Genomic DNA, 18,472 nt, shown 5'->3' with positions numbered 1-18,472 from the left:
GTGCCCCGCCCACGCAATGGTTGGATTCGGGTCGTCTCAGCAGGGTGTCGCGGCGCCTTTGCGCGCGTACCACCACCAGGTCACCACGATGCAGCTCAGGTAAAAGACGACGAACATGTAGAAGGCCATCTCCGGGCCGCCGGTCAGGGCCATCGAAGAGCCGAATGATTTGGGAATGAAGAACGCACCGAAGGCGCCCATGGCCGAACTGAAGCCCAGGACGGCGGCGGACTCTTTGCCGGCATCCTTCAGCGCTTGTTCGCGCACGGCGGCTGGTTTACCGGCCGAGGCTTTTTCGTGCTGGGTGCGGAAGATCACCGGGATCATGCGGAAGGTGGAGCCGTTGCCCACGCCCGTGGTGATGAACAGCAGCATGAACAGGCCGAGGAAGCCGTAGAAGTTGCCGCCCTGGCCGCTTTGCGGCAGAAAGTGCAGAACCCCGAACACCATCACGATCATCAGCACGAAGTTCCACAAGGTCACTTTCGCGCCACCGAGCTTGTCCGCCAGCCAGCCGCCCAACGGCCGTACCAGCGCACCCACCAACGGGCCGAGGAAGGCGAATTTCAAGGCAATCACGTCGGGAAAGGAAGTTTTGATCAGCAGCGGAAACGCGGCGGAAAAGCCGATGAACGAACCGAAAGTCGCCAGGTACAACCAGCACATCAGCCAGTTGTGCTTGCGTTTGAAGATCACCGCCTGTTCGCTGAACGAGGCCCGGGCACTGGACAGATCATTCATGCCAAACCAGGCCAGCACCGTCACCAGAACAATAAACGGCACCCAGATGAACCCGGCGTTCTGCAGCCACAACTGGCCGCCGTCCGGCAGTGCTTGCGGCGAGCCGCCCATGAAACCGAACACACCGAAGGTAATCACCAGCGGCACACAGAACTGCATCACCGAGACGCCCAGGTTACCCAGCCCGGCGTTGAGGCCAAGGGCTGTGCCCTGCTGCGACTTGGGATAGAAGAAGCTGATGTTGGACATGCTCGAGGCAAAGTTGCCGCCACCAAAACCGCAGAGCAAGGCAATCAACACGAACACGCTGTAGGAGGTGCTCGGGTCCTGCACGGCGAAGCCCATCCAGATCGATGGCAACAGCAGCGACGCGGTGCTCAGGGCGGTCCAGCGCCGGCCGCCGAAGATCGGCACCATGAAGGAATAAAAAACGCGCAAAGTCGCCCCGGACAACCCCGGCAACGCCGCCAGCCAGAACAACTGGTCAGTGGTGAAGGTGAAGCCGATGGCGTTCAAACGCACGATCACCGTGCTCCAGACCATCCACACCGCAAAGGCCAACAACAGCGCAGGAATGGAAATCCACAAGTTGCGCGTGGCGGTCTGTTTGCCGCTACTTCCCCAGAACGCGGGGTCCTCGGGGCGCCAGTCATGAATGACCGGGCCTTTGTCAGGCTTTTGCAGAACGGACATGTGCTTCTCCTTGGGCAACGCTGGAAATCGGGGACGGCATCAGCAGCGGCGCTTTACCCAGCACCGGGCTTTTGCGTATTTCGCTGAAGTACATCCAGGTGAGGGAGACCCAGACCACGCCGTACATCAACATGAAGCAGGAAGAGCGCACGCCAGTGAGGTCCACCAGGGCGCCGAACAGGATTGGCAACACGAAACCGCCCAGGCCACCGGCGAGGCCGACGATGCCGGACACCGCCCCCATGTTTTTCGGGTAGTCGTTGGCGATGTATTTGAAAACCGAGGCCTTGCCGAACGCGAAGGCGATGCCCATGACGAACAGCAGCACGGTGAACAGCGCGGGGCTCAGGCCAATGTGGAAATCCACCGGACCGTCGATGGTCTGCACTTGCAGTTGGGTCTGGGGATACGAGAGCAGGAACAGGCAGATCCAGCTGACCCACAACACCCACCAGGTCACGCTTTGCGCCCCCCAGCGATCCGACATCCAGCCGCCGACGGCGCGCAGCACGCCACCGGGCAGGGAAAAACAGGCCGCCAGCAGCGCCGCGCTTTGCAGGCTGAAACCGTATTCCTGCACGTAGTACTTGGTCATCCACAGGGCCAGGGCGACGTAGCCGCCGAAGACGATCGAGTAGTACTGGCAGTAGCGCCACACCGCAGGGTCTTTCAGCGAGCGCAGTTGCTCACGCAAGCTGGCACCAGTGGCACTGCGGTGATCCTTGTTTTCGGCACTGAGGAACCAGAATAAAAGCGCGGTAATAAAGAGGATCGCGCTAAAGACTTTCGGCACCAGTTGCCAACTGCCGACAGCAATCAGTGCCGGGGCGAGAAACTTGGTCACTGCCGCCCCGGCGTTACCGGCGCCGAAGATGCCCATGGCGAAGCCTTGGTTCTCTTTGTCGAACCATTTGGCGACGTAGGCAATCCCGACCGAGAACGAGCCGCCGGCCAGGCCGACAAACAAACCCAGCACCAGGAACTGCCAGTAGGCGGTGGCGTGGCTGATCAAATACAGCGGTGTGACGCAGGCCAGCATCAGCAGGAAGAACACGCTGCGCCCGCCAAAACGGTCGGTCAGCAGACCCAGCGGCAAACGCACCAACGAGCCGGTCAGCACCGGGGTCGCGGCCAGCAGGCCGAACTGGGTTTCGTTGAGCTGGAGCAGTTCCTTGATCGGCACCCCGAGCACGGCAAACATCATCCAGACCATGAAGCACACAGTGAAGGCCAGCGTGCTCATGCCCAGCACCAAGCCTTGTCGTACACGCGGTGGGTTCACAATGCTCTCCAGTCAGCTAGCCATGGCGGCAGACTAGAGAGGCCAACCCCGCAAAAACTTGACCCATGTCAACGAAGCCCAAGGGGGCATAGGCCTATGCTTGCGCGGCCTACCTCTAAGGAGGTAGTGCGAGACAACCTTAAAACCCTTTATTTATCAGCTTGTTAAAGGTTTTAACCAACGTTTTTGCTGACAAGGAACTGTCGACAACTCTTTAGAGGTAGCGCGCCCGGGATCGGCGGCAAAACCACACGCCGGAACTTTTCATGCTTTGTTTTCTGATTTTTTTCCCGGAGCGGACCCGATGATGCGCTGGTTGCGCAGCTCCCTGCCCGCTCGCGCCGGGCTGGCGGTGATCCTGATCGCCGTGCTGGCGCTCGCCAGTTCATTGAGCGCCGGGCTGATCGCCTGGTTCAGCCAGGGCGATGCCGCCGCCATCAACACCGCAGGCTCGGTGCGCATGGAGACCTATCACCTGAGCTGGAAACTCGCCACGGGTGCAACGCCCTCAGAAATCGTCGCCATCACCGACAGCCTGCAAACCCGTCTCACCAGCCAGTCACTCAAGGCCGTGCTGGAAGATGGCCCGACCGCCGCCCTGCAAATCAGCTATGGGCAAATCCAGCAACAATGGAACGAGGATTTACGCCCGGCACTTGAGCGCGGCGATGCGGCTGCCTTTCAAGTCAAGGCTCATTCCTTCGTTGAGCAACTGAACCAGTTCGTCGATCTGTTGCAGCGCCAAAGCGAACAAAAGCAAGGCTGGCAACAGGCGATCCAGGGTCTGGCCCTGTTCACCACCATGATTGTCCTGCTGATCGGGTTGTACGAGTTGCAGTACGGTGTCGTCACGCCCCTTAAGGAGTTGGTGGACGCAACCCAGCGCTTTCGTCGCGGTGACTTCAAGGTGCGGGTCAACCATCAGTCCCAGGACGAACTGGGCCAGTTGGCCACGAGTTTCAACACCATGGCCGAGACGATCGAAGAGTCGCATCGCACCCTGGAAAGTCAGGTCCAACAAAAAACCCTGAACCTGCAGCAAGCCAACGCGGCCCTGGAATTGCTCTATCAAAGCAGCCGAAGCCTGGCCACACGCCTGGCCAATGCCGAAGGCCTGGATGAGTTGATCCGCCGCTTCCAGCAACGCCTGCCCGGCTTGCGTCTGTCGCTGTGTCTGCAGGGACAGCTGCAGGCGCCGGCCCAGCAGTTGCTCGCCCTGCATGGCGCGAACATCCGGGAAGTCTGCGCCAGTAGCGACTGTGCCACGTGCCAGCGGCACCCTAAAACCAACCCGCAAATCTTCAGCATCAGCAACCAGGGTAGTGAACTGGGTGAGCTCAAGGCGCACTTTGTCGACGGGCACCCCATGCAAGCCTGGGAAACCCGGCTGATCCAGGCCCTGGCCAACCTGATTGGCACCTCGCTCTCGCTCAAGCGCCAACGGGAACAGGATCATCGTCTGCTGCTACTCGAAGAACGCACGATCATCGCCCGCGAACTGCACGATTCACTGGCCCAGGCCCTGTCCTACATGAAGCTGCAAGTCAGCCGCATGCAGACCCTGATGCGCCGGGGCGAACCGGTCCAGACCCTGGAAACCGTCACCGCCGAATTGCGCGAGGGACTGAACAATGCCTACCGCCAATTACGCGAGTTGCTGACGACTTTTCGTTTGCAGATACACGACGCCGGACTGGTGCAGGAACTCAAGGACACCGCCGAGGAGTTCTCCCGTCGCGGGGAGTTTCAGGTGCATCTGCACGTCGACGCGCTGGCCTTTCAGCTATCGGCCAGCGAACAAATCCACATTCTGCAGATCACCCGCGAGGCACTCTCCAACTGCCTGCGCCACGCCCACGCGCAAAACGCCTGGCTGCAACTGCGCCAGGATGGCGAGACCGTCAGGTTGTCGGTCGAAGATGACGGGCGCGGCTTCAGCGGCAACGTCGACCAACGCGAACACCACGGCCTGAACATCATGGATGAGCGGGCTCGCAGCTTGCACGGCCAGCTGCAGATATTTTCCAGGGAACCCCAAGGCACCCGCGTCCAACTGGAATTCCATCCGGAATTTCTCGGGCAGCAAACAGAAGGCAGCACCCTATGACCCCGTCCCCGCAACACAGAATCCTGCTGGTAGACGACCACCCGATGATGCGTCACGGCATTCGCCAGATGCTCGAACTCGAAGATGATTTCCTGATCGTCGGTGAAGCCAGCCAGGGTGAAGAAGCACTCAGTCTGATTGAGCCGCTTCGACCGGACCTGGTCTTGCTCGACAACAACATGCCGCAAATGAATGGCATCGAAACCCTGCGCCGATTACGGGCGATGCACTACACCGGCAAAGTCCTGCTGTTCACCGTGTCGGACGCCGAAGACGATATTCGCGACGCACTGCGGCTCGATGTCGACGGCTATCTGCTCAAGGACATGGAGCCCGAACTGTTGATTCAGTACATCCGCGGTGCCTTGAACGGCGCCTTGGTGATCAGCCCGGGGCTGACCCAAGTCATGGCGCAGGCGCTGCGCGCTCCACCTCGCCAGGCCGTGGTGGAGTTGACCGAGCGTGAACGTCAGGTGTTGAAAACCATCGCCAGCGGCTTCAGCAACAAAGTCATCGGGCACAAGCTGGGCATCACCGAAGGGACGGTCAAGGTTCACGTCAAAAACCTGCTGCACAAACTCGGCTTGCGCTCACGGGTAGAGGCGGCGGTGTGGGCCATGGAGCATCTGCGCAGTGCGGGCTGACGGGCATCCCTCCTTGGAGGTAGGCCTGCAGAGGCATAGGTCATTTGGCCTGCGCTCTCTACTATGACGGTCAGCGGAGGTACGCCATGCTGACCCACCCTTCCATCGTTTTAACGTTGCGCCGTCATCATCTGTTCAGCCAACTGCCGGAGAAAGTCTTCGAGGAAGTCTGCGGCCTGGCCATGCTCAAGCGCCTGAGTTGTCACAGCACGCTCATGCATCAAGGGGATCCGGCCAGGCGTTTTTTCCTGCTGGTCAGCGGCCAGGTCAAGTTGTACCGGCTCACCGGCGAAGGCCAGGAGAATCTGGTCGAGATCATCCAGCCCGGCCAGACCTTTGCCGAAGCTTTGCTGTTCAGCCAGGCCCGTCTCTACCCGGTGAGCGCCACGGCCCTGAAGGACAGCGTGCTGGTGAGTATCGAGGGCAACCATTACCGCAATGCCCTGGAAGACCAGCCGAAAGTCTGTCTGGCGATTCTGGCGAGCATGAGCGTTCACCTGCACCTGCGTCTGCGCGACATCGATACCTTGACCATGGCCAGTGCGAGCCGTCGGGTGATCAATTTTCTGTTCCAGGAACGCCACCCGGTGACCGGCCAGATTGTCTTGCAGGTGTCCAAACGTCTGGTGGCGTCGAAGCTTGGGATTCAGCCGGAAACCTTCTCGCGGATTTTGCATCGCCTGGTGGAGTGCGGCCTGATCGCCATGGAGCGTCGCCATATCAGCATTCTCGCCGAGGAGGAGCTGGCGGCTTTCCAATAGTCGGAATTGACCGTCATCAAGGCGCAATGCCACGCACCTTGCAGACTGGCAGCGTCCATCCACGGAGAGTGCAAATGCCCCGTTCAACCCTGCCTTTGGTTTACTCCTGTTCAGGTTGCTCCAACGTTGCCCAACTGGCCAATACCCTGGCGGTGCGCCTGGACCGCTGCGGCCTGGCTGAAATGTCCTGCATCGTCGGTGTCGGCGGGCATGTGCCGGCGCTGGTCAACAAAGCGCGCTCGGGACGCCGGATCTTCGCGCTGGATGGCTGCCCGCTGCAATGTGTTGAAAACTGCCTCAAGCAACATGGCCTGCATGCTGATGTACATCTGATTCTCAGCCATTACGGGCTGCGCAAACGCCATGGTGAGGATTGCACGCAGGCGCAGAGTGATGAATTGTTTGAAGGGATCAGGCAGTTGATTGCCAGTGATGCTCGCCAGCATGTAAGCCTGCAGGAAACGATGGCCTGAAGAACAACAAAAATCCTGTTGAGGCGAATACCGCAAAAGCCGCGCGAGGTGGCCTACCGGTCGGCCTGTCTCTTCAAGAGTACGCATTTCCCTGTGGGAGCGGGCTTGCCCGCGATGGCGGACTGACCGCCGACCTGTAATTTTGGTCGGAGTACATATCCATTTCTGCGGTAACGGCTTCTATTGGTTTCGCTTTTACAGCGAGTCACTTTCGAAAAGCGCGAAAGTAACCAAAGCGCTCTTGCCCCTTTCGTTCGGTGCCTCGCCCAGGCTCGGCATGCCCTCGCTCCGGTCCTGCTCCGTGGGCCCGCCGCCATCGGCCATCCATGGCCGGGGGCGGCTAACCCGGCATCCATGCCGGGTTGCCCACTGCGCAGAACCGGAACGAAGCCTCTCGAGGGGGCGTGCACCGCAAAAGCACCGCGAGGCGGCCTACCGGCCGGCCTGTCTCTTCAAGCGTACGCATTTCCCTGTGGGAGCGAGCCTGCTCGCGAAAAACGTCTGGAGAACGCGTTCTTTCAGACAGCACGCGTTATCGTTGTCGTCCTTCGCGAGCAGGCTCGCTCCCACAAGGTTCAACGCCACTTTGGCTCTGGCTGTTGATCTTGCTTTGGCTTTGGCTTTGGCTTTGGCTTTTGATCTTGATCTTGATCTTGATCTGCCCCGTCGGAAGGCCGAGCGCAGGTTCTGCGCAGTGGGCACCGCGGCAAGGATGCCGCGGTAGCCGCCCCCGGCCATGGATGGCCGATGGCGGCGGGCCCACGGAGCAGGACCGGAGCGAGGGCATGGCGAGCCTAAGCGAGCCACCGTACGTCAGGGGCGAAAGCGTTTGGTTACTTTGCGCTTTTCAAAGTAACCCGCTGTAAGAGCGGAACCATTAGTGGCCGTTACTGCAGAAATGGATATGTACTCAGCCAAAAAACAGCCCCCACAATTGAGCAATGTCAATTACCCCGCCGCCAACCCCTTCCCCGCCCGCTCCAGATTGCGCCACAACCAAACAGGCAACACATCAGGATCCAGACTGTCGATCAGATTCTTCAACGCCAACCCCAACTCCGTATCACCCTCAATCACCAAACGCCGGCGAAAAAACAGCGTATCCGGATCTTCCTGACGACTCGCCAACAGTAAAAACTCCCGCCAATTACCACTGATCGTCACATGCGCCACGGCATGCTCGGCAATCCGCAACCCTTTACAGCTGAGCGTCAGATACCAGGACAACCCCAGATCCGGAATCCGCAGGCACAACCAACGCCCGCGCAAAACCTCGAACTCGCCATCGCGCAATGGCTCGGCAAGGCAGCGATTCAGCGCCTGCTGCAACGCCAGACGCTGCACGGCAAAAGGCACCCGGCGCACCAACGGCAACAACCGGTCGGCACCTTTCAACAGCCACTTTTTTCGGTTCAACACAGGCCAACCTCCTCGACGCGCAGCATGCCGGCCTGGCCATGCCAGTAACCATTGCACCCTTCGACGAACAACGGCGGTGTCTCGCCCAGACGAACCCGTTGATAGGCCGCAATCACCTCGGCCATGCCCTGAACGCGAGGGCTCAAGCGCAACAGATCGGCACCGCAGGCCACCAGCCCGGCGTAATCGGCCAGCAGATTAGTCACCTCGGCCGACATTGTCTGAATACCGTTGAGGGTGAACAGCGCCTGCCCTTCCTGACTGGTCAGCGCCAGGCCGTCGGGGTAGTTGATGCAGCAAAACTGGCAATCATCCTTGGGCCGGTTTTCCGCCCGAGCCGTAAAGCAACGGGCGGAATAGGCCAACGGCAAATGCCCATACGCAAAGATTTCAACTTCCGGCACTGCACGACCCAGTTCGCGCACCTGCCCGATCACATCGCTAATCAGCGCCGCCGAACACTCCACGGGCGGCACCCAACGGGTCATGCCGCTGTCGAGCAGTTGCGCCAGCGCATGACCGTTGTACAAATTGAGGGCCGGGCCGCCCACGAACGGCAGATTGCGCTCGGCCAGGAACTGCACCGCGCCCATGTCGTTGGCTTCCACCAGCAATTGGCCGTTGTCGCACAGCCGCCGCAGGCTGGAGAGTTCAGACGCAGCCTCGATCAGCGTCAGGCTGGAAAGCACCAACTGTGCCTGGCTGCATTCCTGCAACTCGCGCCCCAGCCCCAGCCATTGATCCAGCGAAAATGCCCGACGTTTCGAGCACACGGTTTCCCCCAGATAAATCACGTCCAGGGGCAAGGTCGACATCTCGGCGTAAAAGTTGCTGAGTTGTTCTTTGTCCCAATAAAACAGGACCGGTCCCAGGCTGAGCTTCATGTCGCCTCCCTCATTGCCATGATCGATGATAGGCACCCAGGGTGGTCTGGCTGCCTTCGGACAAGCCGGCCAGCACCTGACGCCATTCCTCCTTGACCCGAAAATTGCCCGGCGCTCCGCGATGGGCGTCCAGTGCCGCGCGCCAGACGCGGGTGACTTGTTCGACGTAGGCCGGACTGCGTTGGCGGCCCTCGATTTTCACCGCTTCGACGCCGATGGCCGTCAGCTCCGGCAGCAAGTCCAGGGTGTCGAGGCTGGTGGGCTCCTCCAGCGCATGAAAGCGTTTGCCGTCGACCAGGAAGCGGCCCTTGCACAAGGTCGGGTAACCGGCCGGTTCGTCAGGGGTGTAGCGATCGATCAGCACTTCGCTGAGGCGTGCGCTCAGACCTTCGGCGTCCTCGCTCCAGCGCACCGCCTTGGCCGGCGAACAGACACCGCACAGGTTCGGCGACTCGCCGGTAATGTAGGAGGACAGGTGGCAACGCCCCTCGGCCATGATGCACAAGCTGCCAAAGCCAAACACTTCGATGGGCACCGGGCTGCTGGCGGCAACCTGGCGTACTTGCGCCAACGACAACACTCGCGGCAGCACAGCGCGTCGAATGCCATAGCGCTGCGCATAGAACTCCAGCGCCGCGGCATGAGTCGCCGAGCCCTGGACCGACAGGTGCAACGCCAGTTGCGGGTGACGCTGACTGGCGTAGTTGAGCACCCCGGGGTCGGCGGCGATCAGTGCATCGACGCCGAAATCGGCGGCACGATCCACCGCCCGCTGCCAGCGCTCCCAGCCCTTGGGTTGTGGGTAGGTGTTGACCGCGACGTAGAGTTTGCGTTGATGTTGACGGATATGGGCGACCGCGGCGTCGAACTGCTTGTCGTCCATGTTCAGCCCCGCGAAGTGCCGGGCGTTGGTGTCATCGCGAAAGCCGACATAGACGGCATCGGCGCCTTGGCGCACCGCCGCTTTAAGCGCAGGCAGGTTCCCTGCCGGGCAGACCAGTTGCATGGGTAATCCTCATGAAAAAACGCGTCTGGACCGTCGTCCGATGCCCGAGACGCAAAGGTCCGGGCGATCGAAAAAGGCGCTGCCAGTCTAGCGAGACCGGCAAGCGCGGCCTTGACGGCAATCAATTGCCATCAATGCATCAGGTCGGCGAAGGACAGGAACATCACGTTGTCGTGCTTGAGCACGTGCTGCTCGCACTCGATCACCGCCAGCCCGTCGGCCCAGCATGCGGCGGTCAACATCGCCGAGCTTTGCTGAGGGTGCAGCTGCACGCTCAACTGGCCGTCGGCGCCGGACGTCAATCTGGCCCGCAGGTACTGCCGACGCTTGTTGCGCTGCAACCAGTCGAACCCGGCGGGCACGGACAACGGCAGCGGCAGCACGTCAGTCACGCCCTGGGCCCTGAGCAGGAACGGACGCACCACCACCAACGCGGTGATCAGCGCCGCTGAAGGATTTCCCGGCATGCCGATCCAGGGTTTACCGGCCACTTCACCAAAGGCCAGTGGCTTGCCCGGCTGTATGGCCAGCCGCCAGAAATCGACGTTGCCCAGTTCCTCGATTGCCTGTTTGAGGTGATCTTCCTCGCCCACCGATACACCACCGGAACTCAACAGCAAGTCGCATTCCGAAGACGCCAGGCTCAAGGCATGCCGGCTGGCCGCCAACTCATCGGCCATGACGCCATAGTCATGAATCTCGACGCCCCAACCGCGCAACAGCGCGGCGAGGCAATACCGGTTGCTGTTGTAAATCTGCCCCGGCGCCAAGGGATCGCCCGGCTCACGCAGTTCATTACCGCTACTGAGCAGGCACACCTGCAACGGCCGATAGACCTCGACCCGCGCGATCCCGGCGCCAGCCAGCAACCCGAGTTCTTGCGCGCGCAGGCGTTTGCCGGCCTTGAGCAACAGGTCCCCGCGGCGAACTTCCTCACCTTCCTTGCGCACGTGTTCGCCCACGGACACGGACGGGAACCAGACGCGATCGCCCTCGATCCGGCAGCGCTCCTGGGGCACAACGGTATCGGCCCCCGGTGGCAATGGCGCGCCGGTAAAGATCTGCACCGTCTGCTGCGCGCGCAAGGGCGAACACGCTTGATCCCCCGCTGCAATGCGTCCGCCAATCGACAAGCAGCCACCCGCCTGGGGCAGGTCAGCCGCCCTGAGGGCATAACCGTCCATGGCGCTGTTGTCCCAGGCCGGCAGGTTTACCGGGGAATGAATGTCCGCCGCCAGCACCCGCCCCATGGCTTGATCCAGACGGACCATTTGCGCCGGGGGCGGCGGCGGTGCCTGGTCCAGCAGACGGCTGATGGCCTCGTCCACCGGCATCAGGTTGCCGATATCGCACACCCGGCCGGTCATGTGCGTGTCTCGCAGGCGTCGATGACCCGCTGTGCTTGCGGTTTCAAATGCGGGGCGAAATTGCACGGGCCGGTGCGACTGTCCAGTTGTTCGAGCAGGATCTTGTTCCAGGCGGTCCGGCAGGCACCCGGCGAGCCTGGAACGCAGCACACCAGCACGCCGTTACTCATACCGGCCAGTGCCCGTGACTGCAGGCTGGACATGCCGATCTCCTCCAGAGACACCTGGCGGAACAGTTCGCCGAAGCCTTCCACGTGTTTGTCCAACAGCGGCAGCACCGCTTGCGGCGTGTTGTCGCGAGCAGTGAAACCGGTGCCGCCGGTCATCAAAACCACTTGCACCTTGGGGTCGGCGATCCACCGGGAAACGCTTGCGCGGATCTGATAAATGTCGTCCTTGACCAGATCGCGATCGATCAACACATGCCCGGCCGTTTGCAGCAAATCCGTCAGGGTCTGTCCCGAGGTGTCGGTGTCAAAAGTGCGCGTATCGCTGATGGTCAGCACGGCGATGTTCAGGGGTTCAAACGTGCGTTGCGCCAGATGGGCCATATCCAAGTCTTCCCGTAGATGAGGGTATGGCCCGAAGCCTGAACCGGAATGGCGAACGAGCCTATTCCTCCAAGGAGGTACCTCGACGGGGACATAGAGAAAATGTACCGGGCACAAAACCTGTGGGAGCGAGCCTGCTCGCGAATGCGGTGTGTCAGTCGCAACTAATGGGCCTGATACACTGCATTCGCGAGCAGGCTCGCTCCCACACTGTCCCCCATCGCTTTCAAGGTGCCAACCGGCTCCGTTTCCACAGACCATCACGCAACCGGTAATCGAGTCGATCATGCAAGCGATCAGCCCGCCCCTGCCAGAACTCCAGACGCTCCGGGTGCAGGCAATAGCCGCCCCAATGCTCGGGGCGCGAGACGGCCTGGTCAACGAAGCGTTTGATGGTTTCTGCCAGCATCGACTCCAGCGCTGCACGACTGGCCAGCGGACGGCTTTGCGGTGAAGCCCAGGCTCCCAGGCGACTGGCCATGGAACGAGAATCGAAGTACGCATCCGACAACGCCGGATCGAGCCTCGACACCTGCCCTTCGATACGCACCTGACGCTCCAGCCCTGGCCAGAAAAACGTCATCGCTGCATAAGGATTGGCGGCCAGTTGCTGACCTTTATCACTATGGTAATTACCGAAAAAAGTAAAACCTTCATCGCTCAACCCCTTGAGCAGCAGAACCCGGCAGTGCGGCCGTCCTTCAGGATCGACCGTCGCCAGCACCATGCTATTGACCTCGACAGGTGCGCACTCGGTGTCGCGGGCCTGTTGCAGCCATTGCCGGAACATCGCCAGCGGATCGTCCAGCGCCGCCTCATCTTGCAGACCATTAAGGGTGTAGTTGCGGCGCATCTGAGCCAGGGAAAGCGGCATGACGGTAATCTCCGGAAGGTTTTACGCAGTGTGCGAGGCACTGCGCGATACCACCTTGACCGCCATCAACACTGTCGCCTACTTCAGACGCAGCCGCCGCGCCAGTTTGTGCAGGTTGCTGGGATCGACTTCCAGAATCCGCGCGGCGCTGGCCCAGTTTTCCCCGGACAGGCTCAGGGCCTGGAGGATTTTCTTGCGCTGGTAATCGTCGACGGCTTCGCCCAAGGGCTGGAACGGCAGATCAGCCATAACGTCCGGGGACGGCTCGATCACCGATCCCGGGGCCGTCATCGCGCTGTCGAGATCGAGAATCTCAGGCTCCAGCGTCATGATCAACGCGCGACTCGTACCGCGACTGAGCTGCTTCAACGCCGCTCGGCTGATGACATGTTCCAGTTCGCGCACATTGCCCGGCCAGGTATACGCCAGCAAGGCGCATTCGGCCGCCGGTGACAGGCGCAAACCACGCAAGCCGAGCCGTGCCCGATTGAGTTCAAGGAAATGCCCGGCCAGCATCAACACATCCTGACCACGCTCACGCAGGGGCGGAATCGGCACCGGGTACACCGAGAGCCGGTGATACAGATCGGCGCGAAACAAGCCGTCGCGGATGCTATCCGGCAGGTGCCGGTTGGTGGCGGCGATGATCCGCACATCCACGTGCAGCGGCTTGTCGGCGCCCAGGCGCTGGATCTCGCCGTTCTGCAGCGTGCGCAGTAACTTCGCTTGCACGCTCAAGGGCAACTCCCCGACTTCATCGAGAAACAGCGTGCCTCCGTTGGCGGCATCGAAGCGTCCGGCACGGTCACTGGTGGCGCCGGAAAAGGCGCCTTTGACATGCCCGAACAACTCACTCTCCGCCAGCGACTCCGGCAAGGCGGCGCAGTTAACGTGTATCAGCGGTTTGTGGTGGCGCCGTGAAAGACGATGCAAGCGCCGGGCGAACAGCTCTTTGCCGACCCCGGTCTCGCCCAACAGCAACACCGGCAGATCGGAGTCGGCCAGTACATCCAGCTCATTGAGCAACTGATGCAACACCTCACTCTGCCCGAGAATCTCGCCCTCCTCGACCGGCATTCGCAAGTCCTGGGGATCGCTGCGGGACAAACGCAAGCTGCGGTTTTCCTGCTCGAGCCGGGTGACCCGCACGGCGGCTTCGATCTGCAAGGTGCAGCGTTTGAGCTCCTCCCGCGCGCGGCTGTCGAAGGTCCCGGCGTGCAGCGCATCGAGGGTGATCGCGCCCCAGATCCGCCCCTCCACATACAGGCTCACGCCCATGCAGTCATGCACCGGCAGCGGTTCGCCGACGTGGTTGTCGAGCAAGCCGTCGTAAGGGTCCGGCAGGCGACTGTCGGGCTCGAACCAGGTCGGCTCGCGCGACGCCATGATCGCCGCCAGCCGGGGATGCTGGGCGATGACGAACCGGCGCCCCAAGGCTTCATGAACCAGCCCCACCGTCGCCACGGGCCTGAGGCTATCGTCATCCAGACGCAGCAAACCCACGGCGCCACTGTTGAAGTATTCACGCAGGGTCTGCACCAGTCGTTGCAAGCGTACGGCATTGGGCAACTCGACGATCAGGTCGGCTGCCAGGCTTTCTCGCAGCATGGTAGTAATCACCCTCTATGGTTGGATTCACCCTGAAGCGTCAGGGTGTCTATCACCACAACTAAAAATTAATCCATGTTTTTCAATCATTTAAATATGGCATGCCGGATGCAATGAGCCTGGGGAACCGTTGAAACCCAAACAAGGAACCCTGATGAGCCAGACCCTATTGGAACAAAGCCTCGGCCAACTGGCCTGCGACATTCCCGGTGCCACCCGGATCTTCCACACCTTCAAACTGGACTTCTGTTGCGGCGGGCATAAAAGCCTGCGTGAAGCGGCCCTTGGCAAAAACCTCGACCCGGTCCTCATTGCCGACGCCCTGCACATTCTGCAAGACGCCGGCGAAACCCTACACGACTGGCGCAACGAACCTTCGGAACTGCTGATCGCCCACCTTCTGGCGCGCTACCACGCTCGCCACCGCGAACAACTGCCGGAACTGATCCGTCTGGCCCGCCGCGTCGAGCAGGTCCATGGTGCGCGCAGCAGCTGCCCCAACGGCCTGGCCGATCTCTTGACCGACATGCAGCAAGAACTCGAGGGCCACATGCTCAAGGAAGAACAGGTGCTGTTCCCGATGCTGCAACAAGGTGTCGGTCCTCAAGCGGCTCCGCCGATCCAGGTGCTGCGCTTCGAACATGATCAACATGGCGAAGCACTGGAAAAAATGCTCGCCTTGACCAATCACATCATCCCGCCCGCCGATGCCTGCAACACCTGGCGTGCGCTCTATCGCGGGCTGCTGGAGTTCAAAGACGACTTGATGCAACACATCCACCTGGAAAACAACGTGCTGTTCATCAACGCCCTGAACCCTCGTCACTGATCGATTTTCGGAGGCCGCTTTCGCGAGCAGGCTCGCTCCCACATGGGGTGGTATTCCAATGTGGGAGCGAGCCTGCTCGCGAATGGCGTCACCACGGATTTATGGGTTTTCCAGCACGATCAGCCGTGCCAATAGAACATCGCCTTGGCCAGGATCACGATCAACAGCATATGCCCGAGGATGCTGCGGCGAATCCAGCTGGCGCGAGTCGCGGTCAGGCGCCCGTGGGTCAGCCAATAGGCCAGCAGCAAGTAATGCCCGATGATGCTCAGGGCCAACAGGATCTTCAGGCTCAGTAACGTACCGAAGCTGCTGGCCAGCGGCTGACTCAATGCGCCCCGGTACTGCCACGCCAGGCCGATGCCGGCGCCGTACAGCAACAACACCACGCCGTGCAGGACTTTACGCGAACGCAGCGCAATCGCCTGATCGGCCGTCGCTTGCGAAACGTCCGTCAACTGCTGACGGGCGCGATGCCAGATGACCACCTCGAAAAACAACGTGCCGATGAAGGCAATCGCTGCCAGCAAATGCGTGACCAGTAAAAAGGGATACATCAGCGCCAGCCTCTGTCAGTTCGCGTACTCATCCCGGATGACCGTCCACCCGGGCCCGCAGTAGCATCGGCCCATAGCGCCAGGCGTACAGCGCAAACGCCAGCGCCCAGCACAGACCGGCCAACCACAATGCCGGCAAGGGGAAGAACAGGATCAACACGACCCGGCTCAGGCACGCCAGGTTGAGCAAGATGAACGCCAGGGTCATCCCCGACGGCGGTTCCAGGGCACGGCCGGTATGCCCGAGGCTGACCCGCGCAATCATCGCCAAAACCAGGCCGCCCATGGCACCGATAGTCAGGCAATGCACCGCCAGGCTCGGATTGATCGGCACGCCGAAATGCCACAGCGCCATCCCGAGACAGGCCACCGCCAACCAGCCATAAGCCAGGTGCAGCGACCACAGCAACGGTACGTGCCAGAGTGCCCGGTCATGCCAGCGCACCAGGCGCAGCAGATGCCCCGCCGCCAGCACCGCGAACAGCAGGCCCACCCAGACATTGGGAGCGAGCGCAGGTCCTGCGGCATACAACAACGCCACCAACGGCGAACCGACCAGCAGCAGTCGATCCAGCCAGGGCCAGGCAGCAACGCCTTCCACCCGACTGAGGCCACGCTGGGTGAAGAACGGAATCACCCGCCCGCCAATCAATCCCATCATCGCCGCCACCAACCAGATGCCGGTCAGCACGCCTTGGCGCTGCCAGCCTTCATGCCCCTCGACCAGGCCGTACAAGGACAACCCGTCGGCCACGGCCAACAACAGCAAGACCGCCACAATCGGGTAATTACGTTTCTGCCGCACCTTCCACAGGGTGAACCCCATGAGCGACGCCACCGCCAACGGGAACGCCATTTCCAGCAGCGCGAGCAACGGCCACGGTGCGTTGGCCAGCCAGGCCACTCGCGCCAACAACCACAGCAGCGCCAGAGCCGCCAACGGCTTGCCGCTGAGGCCAAGGCGGCCGGTCCAGGTCTGCACCGCCGTCAGCAGAAAGCCCGCGATAATTGCCAAGCCGAAGCCGAACAGCAATTCATGCCGATGCCAGCCCAGCCAACCGCCTGCCGGCTGCCAGTCGGAAATCGAGCCACCAAAAGCCGCCAGCCACAGTGGAATGGCCAGCACCGCCAACAGGCAGCCGGCGAGGAAAAACGGCCGAAAGGCCAGCCGTAACAGCGGCGCGATTGCCATCGCTTTACGGCGGTCAAGCACTTGCATAAAGCCACTCCTCTACCTGTTTGCTGACCTGGCGCCGACTCGCGCGCGCCGAGGTAAATCCTGGGGCAATCATCGGGTATTACCGATCCATTGCCTTTGTCGCAGATCAAGTGTGCAAGGGACGTGCCCCGATGCTCATTCGAACCCCTATAGCGAGAGGATTTGCCCTTGTGGGAGCGAGCCTGCTCGCGATAGCGGCGGTACATTCAGCATCAATGTTGGCTGGCCCACCGCTATCGCGAGCAGGCTCGCTCACACAAGGGTGATCGGCTCAGGGTACAAATGACCCTTTGATGGTCATTTAAACCCTAAAGATCACGGTATTTTTTACCCTGATCGCTGACACCCCCAATAAACAAGGGCCTCCGAGCCTGGCCCGCCTCTTGCTCTGCATGGGCAACCTTATAGAAATCTTGGATCCCTCTCGATTACCCGGAGTCGTCATGAAAAAAGTCTTTCAGCCACTGGCCTGGTTTGTGGTGTTGACCTCAATCCTGGCCCTGGCCAGCGGCATTTCCCTGGGCCTCGTCTGACCTGATCCCCCTCTTCTCAATTTTCAGGATGAATTCTTATGGTGCTTCATCGCATCCATCACCAGATTCTGCGCAGTCATCATTTGTTTGAGCCGTTGAACGAAGAACAGCTGGATGAATTGATGAGTACCAGCCACTTGCTGAGCATCGACAAAGGCGAGCCGTTGTTCCGTCAGGGTGAGCCGGCAGACTCGTTCTATTTCATCATTGCCGGGGCGGTGAAAATCTACCGGTTGACACCCGATGGGCAGGAGAAAGTGTTTGAAGTCATCGGTGATCGACAAACCTTCGCCGAGGCGATGATGTTGATGGACACGCCCAACTATGTGGCCTCGGCCGAGGCGGTCTGCCCCACTCAGCTCTACCGGTTATCCAACAGCACCTATATGCGCCTGCTTCAGAGCAATAGCCGGTTGACCTTTGCGTTGCTCGGCAAGCTCTGCGTTCGCTTGCACCAAAGGGTCAATGAAATCGAAACCTTGTCCCTGAAAAACGCCACCCACCGGGTCGTGCGTTATCTGCTGACGCAACTGGTGCGCCAGCAAACCGTAAACAGCCATTTCGAGCTGCCGATGGCCAAGCAACTGATTGCCGGGCATCTGTCGATCCAGCCGGAAACCTTTTCGCGGATCATCCGGCGCCTGATCGATGAAAACATCATCACTCAGGACGGCCGCCAGATCGCCATTCTTGATCGTCTGCGCCTGGAGCAGTTTGAGTGAACACCTTACCCGTCTGCCTGTATTGCCAACATGCCAACCCACCACAAAAAGTCGAGTGCCGCCAATGCGGCATGCCCCTGCCGGCACTGGCCGAGCGCGCGGCGCAACGTCGGTTGCGCCGATTCAAGTGGTTCTGCATCGGCCTGACGATCTTCTGCGTGACGATGTTTTTCTGGCTGCCGCGCAGCATCAGCTGATGCTG

18 protein-coding genes are annotated in these 18,472 nt (G+C 60.9%); 7 read left to right on the top strand and 11 right to left on the bottom strand.

The window, feature by feature from the left end:
* Window positions 1–36 precede the first annotated feature (36 nt).
* Both QMK51_RS12355 and QMK51_RS12350 read right to left on the bottom strand, forming a co-directional pair.
* On the bottom strand, window positions 37–1,434 hold the full coding sequence (locus QMK51_RS12355) for a NarK family nitrate/nitrite MFS transporter (RefSeq protein ID WP_320394226.1): 1,398 nt from the start codon (window positions 1,432–1,434) through the stop codon (window positions 37–39).
* Window positions 1,412–2,716 (bottom strand): nitrate/nitrite transporter, encoded by a 1,305-nt coding sequence (locus QMK51_RS12350; protein WP_320394225.1) that lies wholly within the window; start codon window positions 2,714–2,716, stop codon window positions 1,412–1,414. The genes QMK51_RS12355 and QMK51_RS12350 overlap by 23 nt, the downstream gene beginning before the upstream one ends.
* 304 nt (window positions 2,717–3,020) lie before the next feature.
* Here QMK51_RS12350 and QMK51_RS12345 point away from each other — a divergent pair, with 304 nt between their 5' ends.
* The 4 genes from QMK51_RS12345 (at window position 3,021) to QMK51_RS12330 (ending at window position 6,701) form a co-directional block, all read left to right on the top strand.
* Window positions 3,021–4,823: a HAMP domain-containing protein gene (locus QMK51_RS12345; RefSeq protein WP_320394224.1), complete on the top strand. Its 1,803-nt coding sequence runs from the start codon at window positions 3,021–3,023 to the stop codon at window positions 4,821–4,823.
* Window positions 4,820–5,467: a two-component system response regulator NarL gene (gene narL, locus QMK51_RS12340; RefSeq protein WP_320394223.1), complete on the top strand. Its 648-nt coding sequence runs from the start codon at window positions 4,820–4,822 to the stop codon at window positions 5,465–5,467. The genes QMK51_RS12345 and narL overlap by 4 nt, the downstream gene beginning before the upstream one ends.
* An 86-nt stretch (window positions 5,468–5,553) precedes the next feature.
* On the top strand, window positions 5,554–6,228 hold the full coding sequence (locus tag QMK51_RS12335; RefSeq protein WP_320394222.1) for a Crp/Fnr family transcriptional regulator: 675 nt from the start codon (window positions 5,554–5,556) through the stop codon (window positions 6,226–6,228).
* A 74-nt stretch (window positions 6,229–6,302) separates the two neighbouring features.
* Window positions 6,303–6,701 (top strand): putative zinc-binding protein, encoded by a 399-nt coding sequence (locus QMK51_RS12330; RefSeq protein ID WP_320394221.1) that lies wholly within the window; start codon window positions 6,303–6,305, stop codon window positions 6,699–6,701.
* A gap of 948 nt (window positions 6,702–7,649) precedes the next feature.
* Here QMK51_RS12330 and ubiT read toward each other — a convergent pair.
* The 7 genes from ubiT to norR form a co-directional block, all read right to left on the bottom strand.
* Window positions 7,650–8,120, bottom strand: coding sequence for a ubiquinone anaerobic biosynthesis accessory factor UbiT (gene ubiT, locus QMK51_RS12325; RefSeq protein WP_320394220.1), 471 nt, complete (start codon window positions 8,118–8,120; stop codon window positions 7,650–7,652).
* Window positions 8,114–9,004, bottom strand: a complete 891-nt coding sequence (locus tag QMK51_RS12320; RefSeq protein ID WP_320394219.1) for a U32 family peptidase — start codon at window positions 9,002–9,004, stop codon at window positions 8,114–8,116. Before QMK51_RS12320 ends, ubiT begins: the two co-directional genes overlap by 7 nt.
* Window positions 9,005–9,014: 10 nt before the next feature.
* Entirely contained in the window at window positions 9,015–10,010 is a 996-nt protein-coding gene (gene ubiU, locus QMK51_RS12315) for a ubiquinone anaerobic biosynthesis protein UbiU (protein WP_320394218.1), read from the bottom strand.
* 131 nt (window positions 10,011–10,141) lie between these two features.
* The gene (gene glp, locus QMK51_RS12310; protein ID WP_320394217.1) at window positions 10,142–11,377 is read right to left on the bottom strand and encodes a gephyrin-like molybdotransferase Glp; all 1,236 of its coding nucleotides are present in this window, start codon (window positions 11,375–11,377) and stop codon (window positions 10,142–10,144) included.
* Complete coding sequence (gene moaB, locus QMK51_RS12305; protein WP_320394216.1) at window positions 11,374–11,928, bottom strand: molybdenum cofactor biosynthesis protein B; 555 nt, start codon at window positions 11,926–11,928, stop codon at window positions 11,374–11,376. Before moaB ends, glp begins: the two co-directional genes overlap by 4 nt.
* Before the next feature lie 226 nt (window positions 11,929–12,154).
* A complete protein-coding gene (pdxH, locus tag QMK51_RS12300; RefSeq protein WP_320394215.1) occupies window positions 12,155–12,802 on the bottom strand; it encodes a pyridoxamine 5'-phosphate oxidase in 648 nt (215 codons plus the stop codon).
* A 78-nt stretch (window positions 12,803–12,880) separates the two neighbouring features.
* Complete coding sequence (norR, locus tag QMK51_RS12295; protein WP_320394214.1) at window positions 12,881–14,410, bottom strand: nitric oxide reductase transcriptional regulator NorR; 1,530 nt, start codon at window positions 14,408–14,410, stop codon at window positions 12,881–12,883.
* A gap of 154 nt (window positions 14,411–14,564) precedes the next feature.
* Here norR and ytfE point away from each other — a divergent pair, with 154 nt between their 5' ends.
* Window positions 14,565–15,239, top strand: a complete 675-nt coding sequence (gene ytfE / locus QMK51_RS12290; RefSeq protein ID WP_320394213.1) for an iron-sulfur cluster repair protein YtfE — start codon at window positions 14,565–14,567, stop codon at window positions 15,237–15,239.
* Window positions 15,240–15,358: 119 nt separating this feature from the next.
* On the opposite strand, the gene QMK51_RS12285 is transcribed toward ytfE, so the two are convergent.
* On the bottom strand, window positions 15,359–15,796 hold the full coding sequence (locus QMK51_RS12285; protein WP_320394212.1) for a hypothetical protein: 438 nt from the start codon (window positions 15,794–15,796) through the stop codon (window positions 15,359–15,361).
* Between the two features lie 28 nt (window positions 15,797–15,824).
* The gene (locus tag QMK51_RS12280; RefSeq protein WP_320394211.1) at window positions 15,825–17,015 is read right to left on the bottom strand and encodes an NnrS family protein; all 1,191 of its coding nucleotides are present in this window, start codon (window positions 17,013–17,015) and stop codon (window positions 15,825–15,827) included.
* 571 nt (window positions 17,016–17,586) lie between these two features.
* Here QMK51_RS12280 and QMK51_RS12275 point away from each other — a divergent pair.
* The gene (locus QMK51_RS12275) at window positions 17,587–18,270 is read left to right on the top strand and encodes a Crp/Fnr family transcriptional regulator (RefSeq protein ID WP_320394210.1); all 684 of its coding nucleotides are present in this window, start codon (window positions 17,587–17,589) and stop codon (window positions 18,268–18,270) included.
* A complete protein-coding gene (locus QMK51_RS12270; protein ID WP_320394209.1) occupies window positions 18,267–18,467 on the top strand; it encodes a protein DnrP in 201 nt (66 codons plus the stop codon). The genes QMK51_RS12275 and QMK51_RS12270 overlap by 4 nt, the downstream gene beginning before the upstream one ends.
* Window positions 18,468–18,472: the final 5 nt, after the last annotated feature.

This window comes from Pseudomonas sp. P9_31 (genome assembly GCF_034008235.1).
In the GTDB taxonomy this organism is placed as follows: domain Bacteria; phylum Pseudomonadota; class Gammaproteobacteria; order Pseudomonadales; family Pseudomonadaceae; genus Aquipseudomonas.
The sequence above is the reverse complement of the archived record's forward strand: the minus strand, read 5'-3'. Positions and strand labels throughout refer to the sequence as shown.

What these genes read in the sequence shown, in the direction of transcription:
- QMK51_RS12355 (WP_320394226.1), bottom strand. Translation starts at nt 1,434, where the DNA reads ATGTCCGTTCTGCAAAAGCCTGACAAAGGCCCGGTCATTCATGACTGG.
- QMK51_RS12345 (WP_320394224.1), top strand. Translation starts at nt 3,021, where the DNA reads ATGATGCGCTGGTTGCGCAGCTCCCTGCCCGCTCGCGCCGGGCTGGCG.
- narL (WP_320394223.1), top strand. Translation starts at nt 4,820, where the DNA reads ATGACCCCGTCCCCGCAACACAGAATCCTGCTGGTAGACGACCACCCG.
- QMK51_RS12335 (WP_320394222.1), top strand. Translation starts at nt 5,554, where the DNA reads ATGCTGACCCACCCTTCCATCGTTTTAACGTTGCGCCGTCATCATCTG.
- QMK51_RS12330 (WP_320394221.1), top strand. Translation starts at nt 6,303, where the DNA reads ATGCCCCGTTCAACCCTGCCTTTGGTTTACTCCTGTTCAGGTTGCTCC.
- QMK51_RS12320 (WP_320394219.1), bottom strand. Translation starts at nt 9,004, where the DNA reads ATGAAGCTCAGCCTGGGACCGGTCCTGTTTTATTGGGACAAAGAACAA.
- ubiU (WP_320394218.1), bottom strand. Translation starts at nt 10,010, where the DNA reads ATGCAACTGGTCTGCCCGGCAGGGAACCTGCCTGCGCTTAAAGCGGCG.
- glp (WP_320394217.1), bottom strand. Translation starts at nt 11,377, where the DNA reads ATGACCGGCCGGGTGTGCGATATCGGCAACCTGATGCCGGTGGACGAG.
- moaB (WP_320394216.1), bottom strand. Translation starts at nt 11,928, where the DNA reads ATGGCCCATCTGGCGCAACGCACGTTTGAACCCCTGAACATCGCCGTG.
- pdxH (WP_320394215.1), bottom strand. Translation starts at nt 12,802, where the DNA reads ATGCCGCTTTCCCTGGCTCAGATGCGCCGCAACTACACCCTTAATGGT.
- norR (WP_320394214.1), bottom strand. Translation starts at nt 14,410, where the DNA reads ATGCTGCGAGAAAGCCTGGCAGCCGACCTGATCGTCGAGTTGCCCAAT.
- ytfE (WP_320394213.1), top strand. Translation starts at nt 14,565, where the DNA reads ATGAGCCAGACCCTATTGGAACAAAGCCTCGGCCAACTGGCCTGCGAC.
- QMK51_RS12285 (WP_320394212.1), bottom strand. Translation starts at nt 15,796, where the DNA reads ATGTATCCCTTTTTACTGGTCACGCATTTGCTGGCAGCGATTGCCTTC.
- QMK51_RS12280 (WP_320394211.1), bottom strand. Translation starts at nt 17,015, where the DNA reads ATGCAAGTGCTTGACCGCCGTAAAGCGATGGCAATCGCGCCGCTGTTA.
- QMK51_RS12275 (WP_320394210.1), top strand. Translation starts at nt 17,587, where the DNA reads ATGGTGCTTCATCGCATCCATCACCAGATTCTGCGCAGTCATCATTTG.